The following is a 19,227-nucleotide window of genomic DNA, read 5'->3' as shown; positions in this document are numbered from 1 at the left end:
TGCGCCGGCTAGGAACGCCAGGTGCGGTACAGGCCCCTGCCGGCGCGCTGGATGCGGGAGGAGGCGACGAGGCGATCGAGTGTGCTGCGGACCGCGTTGATGCTTCCGCTGTCGGTGTCACGGCCGAGTGCCGCCGCGACCTCACGGGCCCGTACGTCGACGTCACCGGCCTCGGCGAAGTACGCCAGGATCTGCTCGGTGAGTTTTCCGTACTGTCTGTCCGCGTCCCCGCCGGAGTCCGTCCGTGAGGCACCGGGCGCGGTGTGCTCGTCCACCCGGGGAGCGGCTGCCGGAGTGACCAGCGCGCTCTCGAGAGCGCCGAGGGCCCGCTGTACCGAGCCGAGGTGCGCCACGACCGCCGCCAACTCCCGTTCCAGCGCCTGCTTCTGGAACTGCAGGCGGGCCAGTTCCGCCTGAAGTCCCTCGGCGGTGACCTCGATGCTGTGCGCCGTACGGCTCGCGGAGACCATCGGTTCTCCCCTCCTCAACCCTTGCCCACATCATATGCAGCGCTCCGCGTGTCAGACAGAGCATCTCAGTGTCTCGAACAGTGGCATTTCGCATGTCCGTGAAAACATCGTCCATTTCTGTCACAAGCGCAGGTCGATCACGGTCCATGCAGCGGATGAACCGTAGCAACGGAGGCCAGTGGATCATGTATGTCGAACCGTCCCTCAGCACACCCGACGACCTTGACGACGCTGTCGCCGTCTTCGTGCACCACCGTCGACGGCTCTTCGGGATCGCCTACCGCATACTCGGCAGCACGGTCGAGGCCGAGGACGTGGTCCAGGAGGTGTGGCTGCGCTGGCAGAAGACCGACCGCTCAGTGGTGCTGAGCCCTGCGGCCTTCCTGTCGAGTGCCACGACCCGGTTGGCCATCAACGTCGCGCAGTCGGCGCGTGTGCGTCGGGAGACGTACATCGGACCGTGGCTGCCGGAACCCGTCGACACAGGCGCGGATCCCGAGGTCGGTGCCGAGCGCGCGGAGGCGGTGGAGATGGCGCTGCTGCTGGTGATGGAGAAGCTGACTCCCCTCGAGCGCGCCGCCTACGTACTGCGCGAGGCGTTCGACTACGCCTACGCGGAGATCGCCGACATGCTCGAAGTCAGCCTCGTCAATGTGCGGAAGATCGTCAGCCGTGCTCGCCGGCATCTGCTGGACGAGCGGCGGGAGACCGTGGACGCGGCTGAACATCGTCGCCTTCTGAACGCCTTCGTCGCGGCGGCCAGGACGGGGGACGTGGCGTCACTGGAAGCCCTGCTCGCGCCCGATGCCGTCAGCCTCTCCGACGGCAACGGCATGCGCGGTTGCGCCCGGGTTCCCGTACTGGGCCGGACCCGGGTGGCCAGGCTCTCGGCCTATCGGCGGCTGTGGCAGGAGGCGGTGCCCGAGCTGGTAGACGCCAACGGCGCCACGGGCGTGCTGGTCCACCGGGACGGCGGGACTCTCGCCTTCATGACCGCGGCCGCTTCGAAACACGGTATCCACCAGGTGCTGTGGGTGTTCACACCGAGCAAGATCGCCTCATTCCTGGACTCGCGTTCCCGTCTCGCGGGCGCCCCTGGTCTCACGTAGGGCGGCGGTTCCAGGACCTCAATTTGTCGGGGTTGAGCATGACCCAGACCTGGACGACCCGGTCGTCCGAGACGTCGAGGCTGATGACTGCGGCGACCCGGTGGCCGTAGCGGGCCACGAGACCGGTCCGGCCGTTGACGGAATGGGTGGTCAGGGTGGTGTGCGGGCTTCGCGCCAGGAGCGTCAGGAGGCTGTCGGCGACCGGCCGGCAGCCGTGGACCGGTCCGGTCAGCGCCCGTACCTTGCCACCGCCGTCGAAGAACGCTGCCGCGTCCGAGGACAACAACGACGTGAGCAGCTCGCCGTCCGCGGTGGCGCAGGCCCGGCGCACGGCGTGGGCGACGGCGTCCTGCTGCTGCGGTGTCGTGGGACGGGTGCGCCGCAGCCGCAGCCACTGCCTGGCCCGTTCGCCGAGTTCGGCGAGCTCCGGCTCCGTGCGGCCGACGATGTCGGCGACCGCGCCCGGGGCCATCCCGAAGACCCGGAACACTAACGCGGCGCGCTCGGCGGTCGGCAGCGACTCCAGGGCGTTGACCCGGCCGGGCCGTTCGAGGCGGTCCAGGCAGATCCCTCCCACGGTCCTCGCCAGCCAGGCCCGGGGGACGGTGACCGGCCGGCGTGCCGTGTCGGACAGCTCGTACAACCGGTGATACGCCTCGTCGACGACGCTGTCCGCCGCGCCCGGGTCGCCCAGCATCCAGTGGGCGACATCGAGCAGGAACCGCCGCTCCTCCCACAGCTCGTCGATCGGTACCGCATCGCTCTGGTCCATAGGGCGTCCTCGCTCTCGCTGCCCCGTACGCGGCAGGCGCGTCGGCTCAACCGGTAAGACCGGGAAGTCGCAGATCGTGTGACACCGGCCCCGCTCGACGGCATGTCACACATGTGGCGGCTGCCTGGTCTTACAGGACGACGCCGCACTTCTTTTCCCTTGACTGCTGAACGAGGTGACCATGCCATGCAATGGCGTGAACGGGCCGCTTGCCTGCGCGTAGATCCCGAGCTTTTCTTCCCCATTTCCAACAGCGGTCCCACCCTTCGGCAGATCGACGAGGCGAAGGCCGTCTGCGGCCGTTGTCCCGTCGCCGAGCCGTGCCTCGACTGGGCGGTGCGGATGGGACGCGTGGACGGCATCTGGGGCGGAACGACGGAAAGCGAACGCCGGGCGATGCGCGGAACCGAGACCCGGGCGGCAGCGCGATGAAGAAGGGCGAAAGGATCGCCGACTGGGCCGACGGACGCCTGGGCCTGCGCCGGCTGGTCAGAGGAAGAGCACGACGGGCGTTTCCGGACCACTGGTCCTTCATGCTGGGGGAGATCTGTCTCTACAGCTTCGTCGTTCTCGTCGTCACGGGCGTATATCTGACCTTCTACTTCCATCCGTCGATGAAGGAGGTGCAGTACGCCGGGAGTTACGCGCCCCTCCGCGGCCAGACGGTGTCGGAGGCCTTCGACTCGACCATGCACATCTCCTTCGACGTCCGTGGCGGTCTGCTGATCCGGCAGGCCCACCACTGGGCGGCGTTGGTCTTCGTCGCCGCCGTACTCGCCCACATGATGCGGGTGTTCTTCACGGGCGCCTTCCGTAAACCGCGCGAGTTCACCTGGCTGATGGGATTTCTGCTGTTGATCCTCGCCATGTTCGCCGGGCTGACGGGATACGACCTCCCGGACGACCTGCTTTCCGGGACCGGCCTCGCCGTGGTGAACGGAACGATCCTTTCGATTCCCGTCGTCGGAACGTACCTGTCCATGTTCCTCTTCGGCGGCGAGTTCCCCGGCGACGACCTGGTGGCACGCTTCAACACCATCCATGTGCTGGTCATCCCCGGCCTCATGGTGGGACTGCTGACCGCCCATCTGGCCCTGATGCTCTACCACGGGCACACCCAGTACCCGGGCCGTGGACGTACCAACGGCAATGTCGTGGGCGTCCCGGCCAAGGTGCGCGTCGTCAAGTCCTCCGGTTATTTCCTGCTGGTGACCGGTGCCGTCTTCGTCATGGCCTCCGTCGCGCAGATCAACCCCGTCTGGCAGTACGGGCCTTACCGCGCCGATCAAGTTTCGGCCGGGTCACAGCCCGACTGGTACATGGGCGTGGCGGACGGACTGCTCCGGGTGATGCCGGGCTGGGAAATCGACTTCTGGGGGCACACCCTCGCGCTCGACAACCTGATTCCGCTGACCGTGGGTGTCGGTCTCTTCCTGGCCCTGGGCGCATATCCGTTCATCGAATCCTGGGCGACCGGCGACAGCCGTGAGCAGAACCTTCTGGACCGACCACGTAACCGTCCCGTACGAACGGCATTTGGCGTCGCATGGCTCAGTTTCTACCTGGCGTCCTTGATCGGCGCCGGGAACGACATCATCGCCGTCCGTTTCCATGTGTCGGTCGAGTCGGTGACGTGGGCGGTCCGCATCGGGCTCTTCGTCGTTCCCGTCACGGCCTTTGCCCTGACCAAACGACTGGCACTCGGCCTTCAGCGCGGCGACCGCGACAAAGTACTGCACGGACGCGAGACCGGCATCGTCAAGCGCCTGCCCGCCGGCGAATTCGTCGAGGTGCACGAGCCGTTGTGTCAGGAACAACTCCATGTCCTCACCCAGCACGAGCAGTACGAACCGATCGGTCCCGGTGACCGCCTCTCCCAGCAGCTGCGTTCCCGGATCAGCGGGATCCTCTACGGTGCAGGTGCGCAGATCGCCAAGCCGACCGCGCGGGAATACCAGGCCCTGCACAAGGGACACACCGACGACCACGCCTAGGGCCTGTCCGGCGGATCATGCCGGCGTCGCGGGGGCTCACACGCGCTCCCCCAGAGGGGGACCCCAGCCGCGTTGTCGTCACTCGCCGACGTCCCCCAGCCTTCGGCCGGGAGGTGCCCCCACCGCGTCGACTCCCTCCTCCGCCTTGCAACTTGGGGGTACCTCCCACGCCCTCAAGGCAGTGGGGGAGCACCAGCCCCCGCTCGACTTGGCCGGTCAGCGCCGTTTCTCACAGCCGGCCTGATCCGTCGGACAGGCCCTAGGCCGACGCCGCCTCGCCCGCCAGCCGTATCGTGCGGATCTCCTTGCGGGAGGTGATGCCGAGCTTCGAGAACACCTTCCGCAGATGCCATTCCACGGTGTGGGGGCTGATGAACAGCTGGGCGCCGATCTCGGGATTCGTCAGGCCGTCCCGGACCAGGCGGGCGATCTGCTCCTCCTGGGGGGTGAGGGCCACCTGCGTCGCGGCGGAATGCGTGCGGATCCTCGCTCCGGTCGCCTGGAGTTCGCGGCGCGCCCGTTCGGCGAACGCCGCGGCTCCGATGCCGCTGAGCATGTCGTGTGCGACGCCCAGTTGAGCGCGGGCGTCGGCCCGGCGTCGCTCGCGGCGCAGCCATTCCCCGTACAGCAGGTGGGTCCGGGCGAGGTCCATTCGCACCCCCGCGCCACCGAGGCGGTCGATCGCCTCGCGGTACAGGGCGTCGGCGGCCTGCCCCTCGCTCAGCAGAGCGCGGACGCCGGCCGAGGTGCCGAGTGCCCACTCGGTACCGGCGGCCTGCGCCATGTCGCTGATCCTGCGCACCGCCGCGCCTGCGTCCGCGGGCCTGCCCAGTCGTACGGCGGCCTCGACCAGCTCGACCGTGGACTGGAGGGAGAGACCGAGTTCCTGCGGGTTCTCGCAGCCCCGCAGTGCGGCCGTATACGCCTCCGCGTATCTGCCGAGGCCGTTGTAGAGCACCGCCGCGGCCCATTGCGTGGCGGTCTCCACCTTGCCCTCCCCACGCAGCAGGAGGTCCTGGGTGACCGCGTCGATCGCCTGCCGGGTGGTGGCCTCCCTGCCCTTCCAGGGCTCTACGACCAGCGCGCTGTAGTGCGCGAAGAAGCTGCTGCCGGTCGCCTCACCGATCGCCGTCGCCTCCGCGACCAGGGAGCCGGCACCGGCGAGATCACCGGCGAAGACCCGGTTCGACAGACGGAGCAGCAGTGCCGACGGCAGCACCGACAGGGCTCCCGTCTCGCGTGCGAGGTCGACCAGCCGTGCCGAGAGCACGGACCAGCTCTCGAAGTCCCAGGTGCTGTGGGCCAGGCGGCAGGCGAGCGGCAGCCAGCCGAGGCCTTCCTTCGGCGAGATCCCGCCCGCACGGAACGCGGTCAGCGCCTGGAGCAGCATCGGCGTCCCCGCGGCGTAGCCCTGGACGGTCAGTCGCGCCTGACCGTCCAGGAGGAGATCGTCACGTGTCGGTTCGGCGGGCGTGGGCGTCGCGAGAATGGCCTGGGCCACTTCGTGGATCCCCTCGCCCTGCGGCAGCCGTCCGGCGGTGAGGGCCGCGTAGATCGCGTCCCGGTACGTCTCACGGGCGAGTCCGGCGTCGAGCGGCCCCAGTCGTCTGGCCGCTTCGAGCAGCAGCGGCAGGCCGGCTCCGGCGCTGTCGGAGGCGCTCGTGATCCGGCCGCGCAGCAGGATCGACCGTGCGGCGCCGAGGTCGTCGAGGGGGCCCAGCTCGGCCGCGCCCGCCAGTTCCCGGGCGGCGTCGAAAGCGCCGGCCTGGTATTTGGCGTGTGCCGCCGCCAGCGCCCGGATTCCGCGGGTCGTGGCGTCGGGCGTCAGCTGGGCGGCCCGGTCGAGGAAGGCGGCCGCCGCGGCGACCCCGCCGCGTGCCTGCGCCCGGTCCGCCGAACGCTCCAGCTCGGCGGCCACCGCTTCGTCGGGTCGCACCGTCGCTCGCGCCAGATGCCACGCCCGACGGTCCGGATCGAGCTGGGCGTCGGTCACGTCCGCCAGGGCTCTGTGCACCTCGCGCAGGTCGTCCGGTCCCGCCGCGCGATAGGCCGCCGAACGCACCAGCGGGTGTCGGAAACGCGCCCAGGCGCCGAGGGTGATCAGTCCCGAGGCCTCGGCGTCCGCGGCGGCCGAGTCCACGGCGATGCCCAGCCGGTCGGCGGCACGCAGGAGCAGTGCCGTGTCGCCGACGGGTTCCGCCGCGGCGACGAACAGCAGGCGTTGCGTGTCGGCCGGCAGCGCCCGGACACGGTGCAGGAAGTCCTGCTCCAGCCGGTTCGCCACCGGCCCCGCGCTGCTGCGCCCGACGCCGCCGGCCGAGTCCGGCACGGTGAGCGCGCGCGGCAGTTCGAGCAGGGCCAGCGGGTTGCCGCGGGTCTCCGCGACGATGCGGTCGCGCACCCTGTGGTCGAGCGGGCCGGTGACCACCGACGCGAGAAGCTTCCGGGAGTCGTCCTCGATCAGCCCGGTCACGGGCAGTTCGGGGAGGCCGGTGAACATCTCACCGGTGGTCGGCTCACGCACGGCGACGGCGAGCACCACCGACTCGGCGAGCAGCCTGCGGGCGACGAACTCCAGGGTCTGCGCCGAGACCCGGTCCAGCCACTGCGCGTCGTCGACGACGCAGACCAGCGGCTCGCTTCCGCCGGCGTCCGAGAGGAGGCTCAGCGTGGCCAGACCGACCAGGAACCGGTCGGGCGCGGCCCCGCCGTGCAGCCCGAACGCGGTGCGCAGTGCGTCGCGCTGAGGCTCGGGAAGGCTGTCGAGTCCCGACAGCAGCGGCGCGCACAGCTGGTGCAGACCGGCGTAGGAGAGCTCCATCTCGGACTGGACGCCGACAGCGCTGACGGTACGGCATCCGGTGGCGCGCCCCAGCAGGTACTTCAGCAGCTCGGTCTTCCCGATCCCCGCCTCACCCCGCAGGACCAGGACTCCGCTGCGCCCGTCCCTGGCGCCCACCAGCAGGTCGTCGAGGGCCCGGCGCTCGGTCCGCCTACCGAGGAGTCCGGCTCCGGAACCGCGGCTCGTCATTGCAGCCTCCCACGTCAGACCCTCCCGGCGGCGCGTCGGCCGACGCGTTTCCCGGATCACTGCGGCCGTGGTGCGACCGAGGCGAGCCTGATCCATCGTAAGCGGCTGAGAAAGCGGAGAACTTGCGGATTCAAGCGAACGCGGTGGGCCGAGCGCCTCCCGGAGCGACGGTCCGGACGGGGCCCCGGCCACGGACCGCCCACGCACGACCACGCACTCCCCTACGGCCTTCCAAGGGCGCGCCGGGCTGCCCTCCGGCGTGACATTGGTGCCGGCTGCCCTTCGAGCTGCTGACCCACGGAGCAGAGGAGCCGGACATGGACACACATCTCACCGGGAACGGGCAGGGCAGGGAGACGGCGGGCACGTCCGTCATCGCGCTGGAGGACGCGACCTCGGTGTTCGTGCAGGCCAGGCCCGGACTGCTCACCCTCGCCAGGCAGATCGTCGGGAACGCGCACGAGGCCGAGGACGTCATCCAGGAGACGTGGCTGCGGTGGCAGGTCGCCGACCGTACGGCTGTGTCCAATCCGTCGGCTCTGCTCAGGACGACCGCCGTCCGGCTGGCGATCAACGTGGTCCGGTCCGCCTGGAAGCGCCGGGAGTCCTGTGCCGACCCCTCGCTGCCGGAGCCGATGGACCACCACGCGGGCCCCGAAGCGGTGGCCGAGCGTCAGGACGCCGTCGAGCGGGCGGTTCTCCTGCTGATGGAGACCCTCACTCCCAGGCAACGGGCCGCGTACGTCCTGAGGGAGGGGTTCGGATACCCGTACGACCGGATCGCCGAGATCCTGCACCTCAGCGCCGTCAACACGAGGCAGCAGGTCGCCCGCGCCCAGCGGCGTCTCACCGGGGACCGCGAGAGGCAGCCGGTCGACGCCGTCGCGCACCGCCGCCTCGTCCAGGCGTTCTTCTCGGCGGCCCAGACCGGTGACCTCAGGCACCTGGAAAGGGTGCTGTCGACCGATGCGGGCGGCCGGCCGTGACCGGACCGCTGCGGCGGGTGTCAGCGCGTCCGGCCGGGCTCACGCAGGTTCAGTGCGGACGAGATGACGTTCATGCGCTCGCCGAGGTCCGCGAGTTCCTGGCGCAGCTCCGTGGCCCGGGTACGAAGCTCGGCCGCTTCGGCGGTCAGCGATTCGAACCTGGCGGCGAGGTGGACGCGGTCCTCATCGATCAGGGACATCGTGTCTCCAGGCTGGGCATGGGTGGCCCGCTCCTTTCGGCGAGGGCCACCTCCATCGGGTCGTCACCCACTACGACCGGACAGCCCCGCCGTCTGTGACACCGAGGGGTGGCGATCTCGGGGGTGATGCCGGGCCGGCGGACCACCAGGTCGATGTGCCGGCAGGTGCAGGCCGAGGTCGAGGACTCCGTCGTCCGAGCGTGCCCTACCGGAGGCCCTCCCGTGGGCCGCCGTCCCGCCGGTCACGGTCACCGTGGTGGGGTGGAGGGGAGCCGTGCAGTCCCCGTCGAAGCCCTTGTCGACCGAAGAGTGCCCGGTGACGTGACGACCGGCGGGTCGCGGCCGGGCGGAGCGTGTCATGGCGTTCCAGTCGTACTGCAAGAACCGACAGGTCCGGCCGCTCCGGCAGCGCGATGAAACCGGCTTCCGCCAGCTCCGCGATCATCTCCGCACGGGAGGCCGGCCACATCCAGAACGTCTCCTCGTGCCGGCGCAGCACCCGCCCGTCCCCGCGCACCCAGTAGTCGAAGCGCGCCCGGATGCGGTCCACGTCGGGCGACATCACCATGCGGCCGCCGTACTCGTGCAGGCCGACCGTCCGGGTCGGCAGCACGTGGGTGGTCCTGTGACGCGGCAGGTGAGCCGGCGGGAGCTGGACGAGCAGCAGCCCTGTCGGCACGAGCGCCTCGGCGACGGCCCGCCAGAGCGCCCGGCGCGATCCCGGGTGCAGACAGGCAACGGTGTTGTGGCACACGGCCACGTCCGCGACCCCGTGCAGCCCCGCCCGGTCGAGCGTCTGCGGGTGTACGGTCACCCGCGCCGTGAGCTCCGTGCCCAGGGACGTCAGACGCGTCATCAGCGGAGTGCGCATGGACCGGGCCGGCTCCACCGCGTGCACGGGGACGCGCGACTCCAGGAGGCTCATCAGCGTGACCCGCCCGGTGCCCGCGCCGACGTCCAGTACTCCGACGCGGGCCCGGCGGACGTCGTCTCGGTAGAACGAGCGCACCCGGGCCTCGTCCCGCTCCGCCTGCAGGACGTCGTAGAACTCCGCGCTGATCGCATAGGCGTCCTGATCCTGTCGCCCGGGAGCGTCGACCGGCGGCGGGTACACGACGGTCACCCACGCCATCCGTACCACTCGCGTGCCTGCCCGGCCGCCTCCGAACTGACCGCGCCCGCGCGCGCCAGCCGGTCCAGGGCGGCCACGACGATCGACTCGGCGTCCACGCGGAAGTAGCGCCGTACGGCGTCCCGGGTGTCCGACAGCCCGAAGCCGTCCGTGCCCAGTGACGAGTAGTCGTGACCGACCCACTGGCTGATCTGGTCGGGTACCTGCCGCATCCAGTCGCTGACCGCCAGCACCGGTCCGGGCGCGCCGGCGAGCGCCGCCGTCACGTAGGGGACGCGTTCCTCGCCGCGCAGCAGCGCCCGGTCGGCGTCGAGCGCGTCGCGGCGCAGCTCCGTCCAGGAGGTCACCGACCAGACGTCGGCATGGACGCCCCACTGGGAGAGCAGCAACTCCTGGGCGTACAGCGCCCAGTGGATGGCCGTGCCGGAGGCCAGCAGCTGGATCCGCGGCTCCGTTCCGGCGGGCTCGGCCGCCTGCCGGAATCGGTAGATGCCGCGCAGGATGCCCTCCTCGACGCCGGGTCCGGCGGGCATCGCCGGCTGCTCCTTGGGTTCGTTGTAGACCGTGAGGTAGTAGAAGACGTCCTCGGGCCGGTCGCCGTACATGCGGCGCAGGCCCTCCTTGACGATCACCGCGATCTCGTAGGCGAAGGCCGGGTCGTAGGACACGGCGGCGGGGTTGGTGGAGGCCAGCAAGTGGGAGTGTCCGTCGGCGTGTTGGAGCCCCTCCCCCGTCATCGTCGTACGGCCCGCCGTCGCCCCGACGACGAACCCGCGGCCCATCTGGTCGGCGAGCGCCCAGAACTGGTCGCCCGTGCGCTGGAAACCGAACATGGCGTAGAAGATGTAGAACGGGATCATGGGTTCGCCGTGGGTGGCGTACGAGGTCGCCGCGGCCGTGAACTCGGCCATGGAGCCGGCCTCGGTGATGCCCTCGTCGATCAACTGGCCGTTGCGCGCCTCCCGGTAGTAGAGCAGCTGGTCCGCGTCCACGGGTTCGTAGGTCTGGCCTTCCGGCGAGTAGATCCCGGCCGTCGGGAACAGGGACTCCATGCCGAACGTGCGCGCCTCGTCCGGGATGATCGGCACCCAGCGCGGTCCCGTCTCCTGGTCGCGCATCAGGTCCTTGACAAGGCGGACCAGGGCCATGGTGGTGGCCACCTCCTGGTTGCCGAAGCCCTTCTCCAGGGCTTCGAAGGGGCGGATCGGCGGCTGCTTCAGCTGCTTCGCCGACACCCTGCGGACGGGGACGGGTCCCCCCAGGGCCGCCCGCCGCTCGCGCAGGTACCGCACCTCCTCCGAGTGCTCGCCCGGGTGCCAGTACGGCACCTCGTCGCCACTCAACGCGCTGTCGGGGACGGGGAGTTCGAGCAGGTCACGCATCTCGCGGAACTGCGCCATGGTCAGCTTCTTCATCTGGTGGTTGGCGTTGCGCGACTCGAAGGCCGAGCCGAGCGTGTGACCCTTCACCGTCTGGGCGAGGACGACCGTGGGCGCGCCCCGGTGCTCGACGGCGGCCCGGTAGGCGGCGTGCACCTTGAGCGGTTCGTGCCCGCCGCGCGAGCTGCGGAACAGTTCGGTCAGCCGGCCGTCGCTCAGCCCGGCGGCGATGCCGGAGAGCGCGTCGCCCGTGAAGAAGTGCTCGCGGACGTACGTGGCGTCCCGGGCGGCGTACGTCTGGAGCTGGGCATCGGGCACCTCGCCGAGGCGGTGGACGAGGGCGCCTGTGGTGTCCTGCCTCAGGACCGGGTCCCAGGCCTCGCCCCAGAGGGACTTGACCACGTTCCAGCCCGCGCCGCGGAACCTCGCCTCGAGTTCCTGCACGATCTTGGAGTTCGGCCGTACGGGACCGTCCAGGCGCTGGAGGTTGCAGTTGACGACGAAGGTGAGGTTGTCGAGACGTTCGCGGGCGGCGAGCGCCAGCGCGGCCGTCGATTCCGGCTCGTCGGTCTCGCCGTCCCCGAGGAAGGCCCAGACACGGGACCGTGAGGTGTCCTTGATGCCCCGGGCGTGCAGGTAGCGGTTGAACCGGGCCTGGTAGACGGCGGCGAGCGGGCCGAGGCCCATGGACACGGTCGGGAACTCCCACAGCCACGGCAGCCGCCTGGGATGCGGGTACGACGGCAGTCCATGGCCGTCGGCCTCGCGCCGGAAGCCGTCCAACTGGGCTTCGCTCAGGCGCCCTTCGAGGAAGACACGGGCGTAGATGCCCGGTGAGGCATGTCCCTGGAAGTACAGCTGATCGCCGGAGCCGTCCCCGTCCTTGCCCCGGAAGAAGTGGTTGAAGCCGATCTCGTACAGCCAGGCCGCCGAGGCGTAGGTGGATATGTGCCCGCCGAGCCCGAAGCGGGAGCCGCGGGTCACCATGGCCGCCGCGTTCCACCGGTTCAGGGCGGTGATCCTGGCCTCCAGGGCGGGGTCACCGGGAAAGGCCGGCTGCGCCGACGCCGGGATGGTGTTGATGTAGTCGGAGGTCAGGAGCCCGGGCAGCGACACACCGGACCGGGTCGCGAACTCGTGCACGCGTCGCAGCAGGTAAACGGCCCGGTCCGGACCCGCGTTGCGTACGACGGCGTCGAGCGACGCCTGCCACTCGGCGGTCTCCTCGGTGTCCTGGTCGGGTAGCTGGTCGAGCTCACTCATGGCTGTTTCCCGTCGGAGAAGGTGTCGTGCCCCAGGTGGGCGTCGGAGACCACGTCCGCTCTCACAACAGCTAGGACAGGGCTCGTACCCATGTTGTGACACTGATGTGGTCCCGGGTGTCACAGATCCGTCGGGTGCCCGGTCATCACTGGAGACGGTCATGGCGGCCATGGCCGGGTGAATCCGAGGGAGGCCGGCACATGTCGGACAAGGACTCAGCGCAGGGGACCGCAGTGGAGACCCGGTCGGAGGGGTGGAAGACGGCGGCGAACCTGCTGCAGGACACCGCTCCGCTCACCGTCCCCGAGGGCGCGTCGGGGATGACCATCTTCGTCGAGTGGGAGCCCGGGGACCCGGGAACCCCGCCCCACCGCCACTCGGGACCGGCGTTCGGCTACGTCGTCGAGGGCGCCGTCCGTTTCGAGCTGGAGGGCGAGCCCGAGCGGGTGATCGAGGCGGGCGGGACGTTCTGGGAGCCGGGCGGCGACGCGATCCACTACCAGGACGGCAACGCGCTGTCCGACGCGCGCACCCGGTTCGTCGTGACGATGCTGTGCGCGCCGGGCAAGCCCATGCTGCAACTGGTCGAGGAGGAGGAACTGGCCCAGCGGGCCCACCTCCGCGCCCCGCGGCCCACCGACTGACGGCTCACTGCCCAACCCGTACATGACTCCCCCTGATGTCGTGCACGGCATGCTGACTGCGCTGTTCGCGGCCGCGGCCGTCCAGGCACTCCGGCATGCCGTGCTGCCGGGAGGCTCCGGATGGCTGGGCCGGGGCGACGGTCTCCTGCACACCGTCATGGCGTCGGCCATGGTGGTGATGGCGTGGCACAGGTTCGGCGAAGGGCCGTCGCCGGGGCGGACGAGCTTCTTCTTCGCCGCGGCGGCGCTGTGGTTTCCGTTGACCGCGGTTCTCGGCCTCCGTGGCCCGAGATGGGCCGCCCTGGTGCGCAGGTCGCCGCACGCGGTCGGCATGGCGGCCATGGCGTGGATGCCGCTGCGGCACGGCGGCGTCACGGACCCGCAGACCGGGGGCGCGGTCACCGGGGTACTGACGCTCTGTCTGCTGGCCTACGCCCTCCGGTCGTTGACCCGGGACCTGCCGACGCTACGCGGAGCGCCGGAGAATGTCGGCGTCTCCACCGACCTCGGCGGGCCCTGCTACCGCTTCTGGCAAGGGTCGACGGCCCTGGGCACGGCCATCATGCTGCTCATGCACCACTGACACCGGGCGTCGGACAGTGCGTGAAGTCGATGCCAACGGTGTCACACATCTTGTGGCAGTCCGGTCCTGGTTGGAGAACACGCATCAATTTTCTTCCATGGCGGAGGTCGGCCTGTGAGCACCATCTCTTTCCTCGGCATCGGCATGCACGGGCACGTGAATCCGACCCTGCCGATCGTGGCCGAACTCGTGCGGCGCGGCCACACCGTCACGTACCACACCTCGCCCGCGTTCCGTGCGGAGATCCAGGCGACCGGCGCGACCGTGTACCTCTACCCCGGGGGCGACCAGCCGTTCCCCGATCCGCCGACGCCGGTCGGTTGGCTGGAGTCGCTCGCGAGCAGCGCGGTCCACTTGCTGCCCTCCGTGCTCACCGACCTGCGCCGCGACCGACCGGACCTGATCGTTCACGACAGCGCCTGTCTGTGGGGCGCGGTGGCCGCCCGCGAACTCGGGGTGCCGGCGGCCTCGTCGTTCACCACGTTCGCCCTCGGCCGGCATGTCCCCAGTCCCACCCGAGGTTCCTGGGACCTGCTGAGCGCGGCGACGGCCCAACCCCGCAGCGTCCGGGGCTACCTGCGGTCCCGCTGGGCGCTGCACCGCCGTTTCGACGCCCGCGGCTTGCCCTTGCTCGACCTCGCGAACATCCGTCAGCCGCTCAACCTGGTCTACACCTCACGGGCGTTCCAGCCTGCCGTAGAGGGTTTCGACCGGTCCTACCGGTTCGTCGGCCCGAGCATCGGCGCCCGACCGGCCGACCCGTCGTTCCCGGCCGACCAGCTGCGGGACCCGGTCCTGTTCGCCTCACTGGGCACCGTGTTCAACGCCGCCCCTGGGCTGCTCCGGGGCCTGGCCACCGCGCTCGCCCCGCTGGGCGGCACCGTGATCGTCTCCACCGGGCAGACCGATCCCGAGGCGCTGGGTCCGTTGCCGGCCAACGTGCTCGCCCGCCGCTCCGTGCCGCAACCGGAGGTGCTGGCCCGCGCGGCGCTGTTCGTCACCCACGGTGGGATGAACAGCGTCAACGAGGCCTTGTACGCCGGGGTTCCACTGCTGGTGGTCCCCCAGGGCGCCGATCAGCCGATGGTGGCCCGGCGCGTCGTCGAACTCGGCGCCGGCCTGTCGATGCGTACCCAGGACGTCGCAAGGGGCTCGGCGCACGCCCTCGCCCGGCGGCTGCTCACCGACCCCCGGTTCCGAGCAGCCGCCCGCACCCTGCAGACAGCCCAGCGCGAGGCGGGGGGATTTCAGCGCGCCGCCGACGAACTCGAGCGGTATCTGCACGCGGCCGGCCCGTCCGGTCGGCCGGCTCCGTCGGTCCGGAACAGCGAGGCCCGGTGATGTCCTCCACCGTCGTCGTCCTGCTGCTGATCGCCGGGCTGTCGGAGGCCGCCGGCCGCATCCTGCCTCTGGTGTCGCGTCGGCCCGGCATGCCCCGGGCCCTGGTGGCCGCGTTGCTGCTGCCCGCGGGCCTCGTCGAGAGTGTGGTGTTCGCGTTGTGGCCGCTGACCGCATGGACCGTGGCCGATCTGGTGCTGTCTTCTCCCCCGCCGGGAAGCGGCCTGGTGTGGACACCGGGCGTGGTCGCCCCGCTGGTGCTCGCCGCCGTTCTCGCCTTCCCGCTGCTCGGGCCGCTGCTCCACCTGGTTCTCTTCGTGGGTGTCGGGGCCGGTCTGGTCGGCCCGCTCTCCGCCCAGAGCGGGCTCGGTTGGTGGAGTGCCGCCGGTTGTGTCGCCGTCGCCGGGGCCGGGCTCGGTCTCGCCGTGGAGACCGTTCGGCGTGTCGTCGTGAGGATCAGCGCGACCGAGGCACAGGAGTCGATCGCATGAACGGTTTCCTGCTCTGGGCCTGCGTGCTCGGTGCTGCGCTGTTGGCCGAAGGCCTCCTGGCCCGCTACGAGTTGCTGGCCTACGGCGCCGGCTGGCGCACCCCTTCCGACGAGCTCCCGGACGGAGTTCCCTACGCCCGGGGTGCGGCCCCCGAGCGTCCCCCGGGTGCCTACCTGGTCTACCTCGACGGCATCGGCAAACGCCGCATCCGTGACAGTCGGGACGGTGGCCTGCTGGTCGAGGCCCTGATCGCCGGCGCGCCGGAACTCCGGGTGCTGGGACAGGTGCAGCCCTATTCACCCCTGGCCGACCCGCTCGCCGATCGGCCGGTGTGGGCCTGGCTGCGCCGCCACTTCGGGCTGCTGCTGTTCCTGCACAACGTCGTGCAGACCTTCGTCGCCGCCGACCATCGCTACCGGCCCCTGTACAACCGGGCCGTCGGTTCTCAGATCGCCACTCAGCTCCGGCTCGCCGGCTACCGGCCCGACAGCGGTGTGCCCGTGGTGCTGCTCGGCTACAGCGGCGGCGCCCAGGTCGCCACCGGAGCGGTCGAGGAACTGCACACCCGACTGCGCTGCCCGCTCCTGCTGATCACCCTCGGCGGGTTCCACAACGGAGCCAACGACCTCACCCACGCCGAGCACCTGCATCAGCTCACCAGCACGAACGACCGGATCGAGCAGATCGCCACCTGGATCTTCCCCCAGCGCCGGCGGCTCGTGCGTCACAGCGGATGGAACCGGGCCGTCCGCGCCGGGAAGATCACCGTCCATTCGCTCGACCCAGCCGCGCACTTCGGCCCGCGGAGCTACATCAGCCCGACGGCTCGGCTGCCCGACGGCCGCAGCCACCTCGACCGAACCGCCGACACGGTGATCGAGGTGATCCGCGCCCGCTCCGCGAGAGATCGCGAAAATGCTTCGTAGCCCCGATGAGAAGATCACCCTGCGGCTCCCAGGTCGACCCGCTCCGCTTCACGCCCAGCGTGCACGTGGCCGACCCTGATGTAGCGGGAGTACCTGCTCGACCGGGAGGGCGGCTCCCACGCGGCGGAATGGCCCGAAACGGCGGCACGCTTACGCAAGACTTTCGCACGCGCCGACCCCGCGTTCAGCTTCCAGTCGGCGTGAGCACCACGAAGTCCGCCTTCCACGGATCGAGGCACACCGCCAGCCTGCCCACGCCCTCCGCGTCCGCCGGTCCCATCTGCACGCTGCCGCCGTTCCCGGTGACCGCGGCGACGGCCGCGTCGCAGTCGGTGACCGCGAAGACCGGGTGCCAGTACGGGCGTCCGTCCGCCAGGGAGAGGTCTTTGGTGGTGAGCTGCATCAGGCCGCCCTGCATGCGGTCCTCGGACAGTCCGGCCGGGGTGATGAGGGTGTACGTTCCCCCGCCGCCCGGTAGCTCCATGTCGCCGAACTGCCAGCCCAGAACGCCGCCGTAGAACTCCCTCGCGGCCGCCGCGTCGGTCGTGTACAGCTCGGTCCAGGACAGCGAGCCCGGCTGGTCCACCAGTTCGGCGCCCTTGTTGGTGCCCGGCTGCCAGACGGCGAACTCGCCGCCCAGGGGGTCGCTGTACTGCGCCATTCGGCCCCACTCGCCCAGGTCCCGCGGCGCCACCCGCACTGTGCCGCCGAGCCGCTCCACGGCCCCGGTCGTGGCGTCCGCGTCGGTGACGCTGTAGTAGATCATCCAGGCGGGGCGCGCGCCGTCCTCGGTGAGCTTCCCGAGCCCGGCGACGACCTTGCCGTCCTTGCGGAACATCCCGCCTTCCATGTCCTCGTTCTCCCCATGGACTCGTAGTCCCAGCCGAGCACGGCGCCGTAGAAGGCCGCGGCGCCCCGGACGTCGGGGGCGCCGAGGTCGAGCCAGCAGGGGGACCCGGGGGCGAAGTCGGTGGTGATCACGGTGGTTCCCTTTCGCAGAGGTCGTACGAGTTCAGCCTGGCACCGAGTCCCGACCGGCGCCCGTCGGCGACGGTGGGCGACGGTGGGCGTCAACGGCCGGCCAGTCGCGGGCAAAGGCCGAGGCAAGAAACTCCGTCTTGACCAGCCCCTTGTGACTCAACGGCCTGCTGGAAACACAGCGTTCACCCAAAGTCCGCCGCGTAACGCCAGGGTGCCCCCGTCGACAGCTCAACAGCTTGTCCGGGAGGGGACCATGAGCGCACAGACAGGGACATCGGACGGCACACCGCAGGGGGCTGCCGAGGGGGTGGGCAAGGGGGTCAGCAGGCGTCACGCGCTCGGCCTGCTCGGCACCGCGGGGGCCGGCGCCGCCGTCGCGCCGATGCTGACGGCGGGGACGGCGCAGGCCGCACCGCTCGGCGCACCGGCCTTCCACATCACCCCGGACTCGGCGGGCGCGCCGCCCGTCCAGGGGCTGCATCTGACCTTCGGGGCCGATCCGAGCAGCCAGATGACGGTCTCGTGGATCACGGACAAGCCGGTGTCCAGACCCGTGGTGCACTACGGCACCGTGGAACACGGCTTCGGCTCCAGCGCGAAGGCCCGGACCGTGACCTACGTGGACGGCACCTCCAGCCGTACCGTGTACGTCCACCACGCCTCGCTCAACCGGCTCGCCCCGGGCACCGACTACCTCTACTTCGCCGGCCACGAGGGGACCACGCCCGACGCAGGCACCTTCCGGACGGCGCCCCGCGGGCGGCAGCCGCTCACCTTCACCAGCTTCGGCGACCAGTCCGCCCCGCAGGTGACCTGGGCGGCCGACGGCACGGTGGCGCTCGACGCCAACTCGACCCCGGCGACGAAGGACATCGTCACCGGCATCGAGCAGGTCGCGCCGCTGTTCCACCTCCTCAACGGCGACCTGTGCTACGCCAACCTGGACGTCGACCGGGTCCGCACCTGGAACAACTTCTTCGCCAACAACAGCCGTTCGGCCCGCTTCCGCCCCTGGATGCCGGCGGCCGGCAACCACGAGATCGAGAAGGCCAACGGCCCGCTCGGCCTCGGCGCCTACCAGTCGTACTTCACCCTCCCCTCCACCGAGACCGACGCCGAACTCGCCGGTCTCTGGTACGCGTTCACGGCCGGTTCGGTCCGGGTGATCGTGCTCCAGAACGACGACAACTGCCTCCAGGACGGTGGCGACATCTACATCAGCGGCTACTCCGGCGGCCGCCAACTCGCCTTCCTGGAGAAGGAGTTGAAGGCGGCGCGGGCCTCCCGCGACATCGACTGGATCGTCGTCGCCATGCACCAGGTGATGGTCAGCTCCTCGGACGCGAACGGCGCCGACCTGGGCCTGCGCCAGAAGTACGGTCCGCTGTTCGACCGCTACGGCGTCGACCTGGTCCTGTGCGGCCACGAGCACAACTACGAGCGCTCACTGGCCGTCCGCGGTGTGGTGGGCGGCAGCGAGACGCTCACCCCGAATCCGGTCTCGCAGGCCACCGACTCCATCGACACCGGCCTCGGCACCGTGCACATGATCCTCGGCGGCGGCGGGGTCTCGGGCACGACGAACCAGAAGTTCTTCACCGACGGCTCGGCCAAGGTGATCACCGCCGTGTCGGCGACCGCCGGCTCCAACGGCAAGCGCACCTCCACCTACGCCAAGGAGCAGGCGGTCTGGTCCGGCGTCCGGGACGTCGAACACCCCTACGGATTCGCCGCGTTCACGGTCGACCCCGGCCGCCACGCCGGTGACACCACCCGCATGCACGTGACCTACTACAACGTGAACAAGCCGCACGGCGAGCTGTCGGTCTTCGAGGAGTTCACCCTCCACCGCAAGCGCTCGGACGGCCACGCCTGACGACAGGATCGGGGATGCCCCACCGGTGTGGGGCATCCCCGGCAGCCGGCTG

The 19,227-nt window shown here is 70.6% G+C and carries 16 protein-coding genes and 1 pseudogene; 10 read left to right on the top strand and 7 right to left on the bottom strand.

Translation table 11 applies throughout. The features are described 5' to 3' along the window. Positions 1-8: 8 nt before the first annotated feature. A complete protein-coding gene (locus tag ACQEWB_RS47965) occupies positions 9-470 on the bottom strand; it encodes a hypothetical protein (RefSeq protein ID WP_432842970.1) in 462 nt (153 codons plus the stop codon). 185 nt (positions 471-655) lie between these two features. Between ACQEWB_RS47965 and ACQEWB_RS47960 the strand changes: the two genes are divergently transcribed. Further along, complete coding sequence (locus ACQEWB_RS47960; protein WP_432842968.1) at positions 656-1,579, top strand: sigma-70 family RNA polymerase sigma factor; 924 nt, start codon at positions 656-658, stop codon at positions 1,577-1,579. Here ACQEWB_RS47960 and ACQEWB_RS47955 read toward each other — a convergent pair. Next, entirely contained in the window at positions 1,572-2,351 is a 780-nt protein-coding gene (locus ACQEWB_RS47955) for a sigma factor (RefSeq protein ID WP_432842966.1), read from the bottom strand. The genes ACQEWB_RS47960 and ACQEWB_RS47955 overlap by 8 nt on opposite strands. A 186-nt stretch (positions 2,352-2,537) precedes the next feature. On the opposite strand from ACQEWB_RS47955, the gene ACQEWB_RS47950 reads away from it, so the two are divergent. Together ACQEWB_RS47950 and qcrB are read left to right on the top strand one after the other, a co-directional pair. Next, on the top strand, positions 2,538-2,783 hold the full coding sequence (locus tag ACQEWB_RS47950) for a WhiB family transcriptional regulator (RefSeq protein WP_432842964.1): 246 nt from the start codon (positions 2,538-2,540) through the stop codon (positions 2,781-2,783). Next, positions 2,780-4,345, top strand: coding sequence for a cytochrome bc1 complex cytochrome b subunit (qcrB, locus tag ACQEWB_RS47945; protein WP_432842962.1), 1,566 nt, complete (start codon positions 2,780-2,782; stop codon positions 4,343-4,345). The genes ACQEWB_RS47950 and qcrB overlap by 4 nt, the downstream gene beginning before the upstream one ends. A gap of 259 nt (positions 4,346-4,604) precedes the next feature. Here qcrB and ACQEWB_RS47940 read toward each other — a convergent pair whose 3' ends face one another. Further along, positions 4,605-7,376, bottom strand: coding sequence for a helix-turn-helix transcriptional regulator (locus tag ACQEWB_RS47940; protein WP_432842960.1), 2,772 nt, complete (start codon positions 7,374-7,376; stop codon positions 4,605-4,607). A gap of 317 nt (positions 7,377-7,693) precedes the next feature. Between ACQEWB_RS47940 and ACQEWB_RS47935 the strand changes: the two genes are divergently transcribed. Next, positions 7,694-8,362, top strand: a complete 669-nt coding sequence (locus tag ACQEWB_RS47935) for a sigma-70 family RNA polymerase sigma factor (protein WP_432842958.1) — start codon at positions 7,694-7,696, stop codon at positions 8,360-8,362. Positions 8,363-8,382: 20 nt separating this feature from the next. Here ACQEWB_RS47935 and ACQEWB_RS47930 read toward each other — a convergent pair whose 3' ends face one another. The 3 genes from ACQEWB_RS47930 to aceE form a co-directional block, all read right to left on the bottom strand. Continuing rightward, complete coding sequence (locus tag ACQEWB_RS47930) at positions 8,383-8,562, bottom strand: hypothetical protein (protein WP_432842956.1); 180 nt, start codon at positions 8,560-8,562, stop codon at positions 8,383-8,385. Between the two features lie 205 nt (positions 8,563-8,767). Then, on the bottom strand, positions 8,768-9,685 hold the full coding sequence (locus ACQEWB_RS47925; RefSeq protein ID WP_432842954.1) for a methyltransferase: 918 nt from the start codon (positions 9,683-9,685) through the stop codon (positions 8,768-8,770). Beyond that, positions 9,682-12,336, bottom strand: a complete 2,655-nt coding sequence (aceE, locus tag ACQEWB_RS47920; protein WP_432842952.1) for a pyruvate dehydrogenase (acetyl-transferring), homodimeric type — start codon at positions 12,334-12,336, stop codon at positions 9,682-9,684. Before aceE ends, ACQEWB_RS47925 begins: the two co-directional genes overlap by 4 nt. 200 nt (positions 12,337-12,536) lie before the next feature. On the opposite strand from aceE, the gene ACQEWB_RS47915 reads away from it, so the two are divergent. The 5 genes from ACQEWB_RS47915 (at position 12,537) to ACQEWB_RS47895 (ending at position 16,318) form a co-directional block, all read left to right on the top strand. Then, a complete protein-coding gene (locus ACQEWB_RS47915) occupies positions 12,537-12,980 on the top strand; it encodes a cupin domain-containing protein (RefSeq protein WP_432842950.1) in 444 nt (147 codons plus the stop codon). A 49-nt stretch (positions 12,981-13,029) separates the two neighbouring features. After that, on the top strand, positions 13,030-13,563 hold the full coding sequence (locus ACQEWB_RS47910) for a DUF5134 domain-containing protein (protein ID WP_432842948.1): 534 nt from the start codon (positions 13,030-13,032) through the stop codon (positions 13,561-13,563). A gap of 114 nt (positions 13,564-13,677) precedes the next feature. After that, positions 13,678-14,904, top strand: coding sequence for a macrolide family glycosyltransferase (locus tag ACQEWB_RS47905; RefSeq protein ID WP_432842946.1), 1,227 nt, complete (start codon positions 13,678-13,680; stop codon positions 14,902-14,904). After that, positions 14,904-15,392, top strand: coding sequence for a hypothetical protein (locus tag ACQEWB_RS47900; protein WP_432842944.1), 489 nt, complete (start codon positions 14,904-14,906; stop codon positions 15,390-15,392). The genes ACQEWB_RS47905 and ACQEWB_RS47900 overlap by 1 nt, the downstream gene beginning before the upstream one ends. Then, entirely contained in the window at positions 15,389-16,318 is a 930-nt protein-coding gene (locus ACQEWB_RS47895; RefSeq protein WP_432842942.1) for a hypothetical protein, read from the top strand. The genes ACQEWB_RS47900 and ACQEWB_RS47895 overlap by 4 nt, the downstream gene beginning before the upstream one ends. Positions 16,319-16,502: 184 nt before the next feature. On the opposite strand, the pseudogene ACQEWB_RS47890 reads toward ACQEWB_RS47895, so the two are convergent. Beyond that, positions 16,503-17,299: pseudogene (locus ACQEWB_RS47890) on the bottom strand (VOC family protein). A 253-nt stretch (positions 17,300-17,552) separates the two neighbouring features. Here ACQEWB_RS47890 and ACQEWB_RS47885 point away from each other — a divergent pair. Next, positions 17,553-19,175, top strand: coding sequence for a purple acid phosphatase family protein (locus ACQEWB_RS47885; RefSeq protein ID WP_432842940.1), 1,623 nt, complete (start codon positions 17,553-17,555; stop codon positions 19,173-19,175). The last annotated feature ends 52 nt before the right edge of the window (positions 19,176-19,227 follow it).

This window comes from Streptomyces sp. CA-249302, from assembly GCF_050936785.1.
Classification (GTDB): Bacteria; Actinomycetota; Actinomycetes; order Streptomycetales; family Streptomycetaceae; genus Streptomyces.
This window is presented reverse-complemented; position numbering and strand designations above follow the sequence as displayed.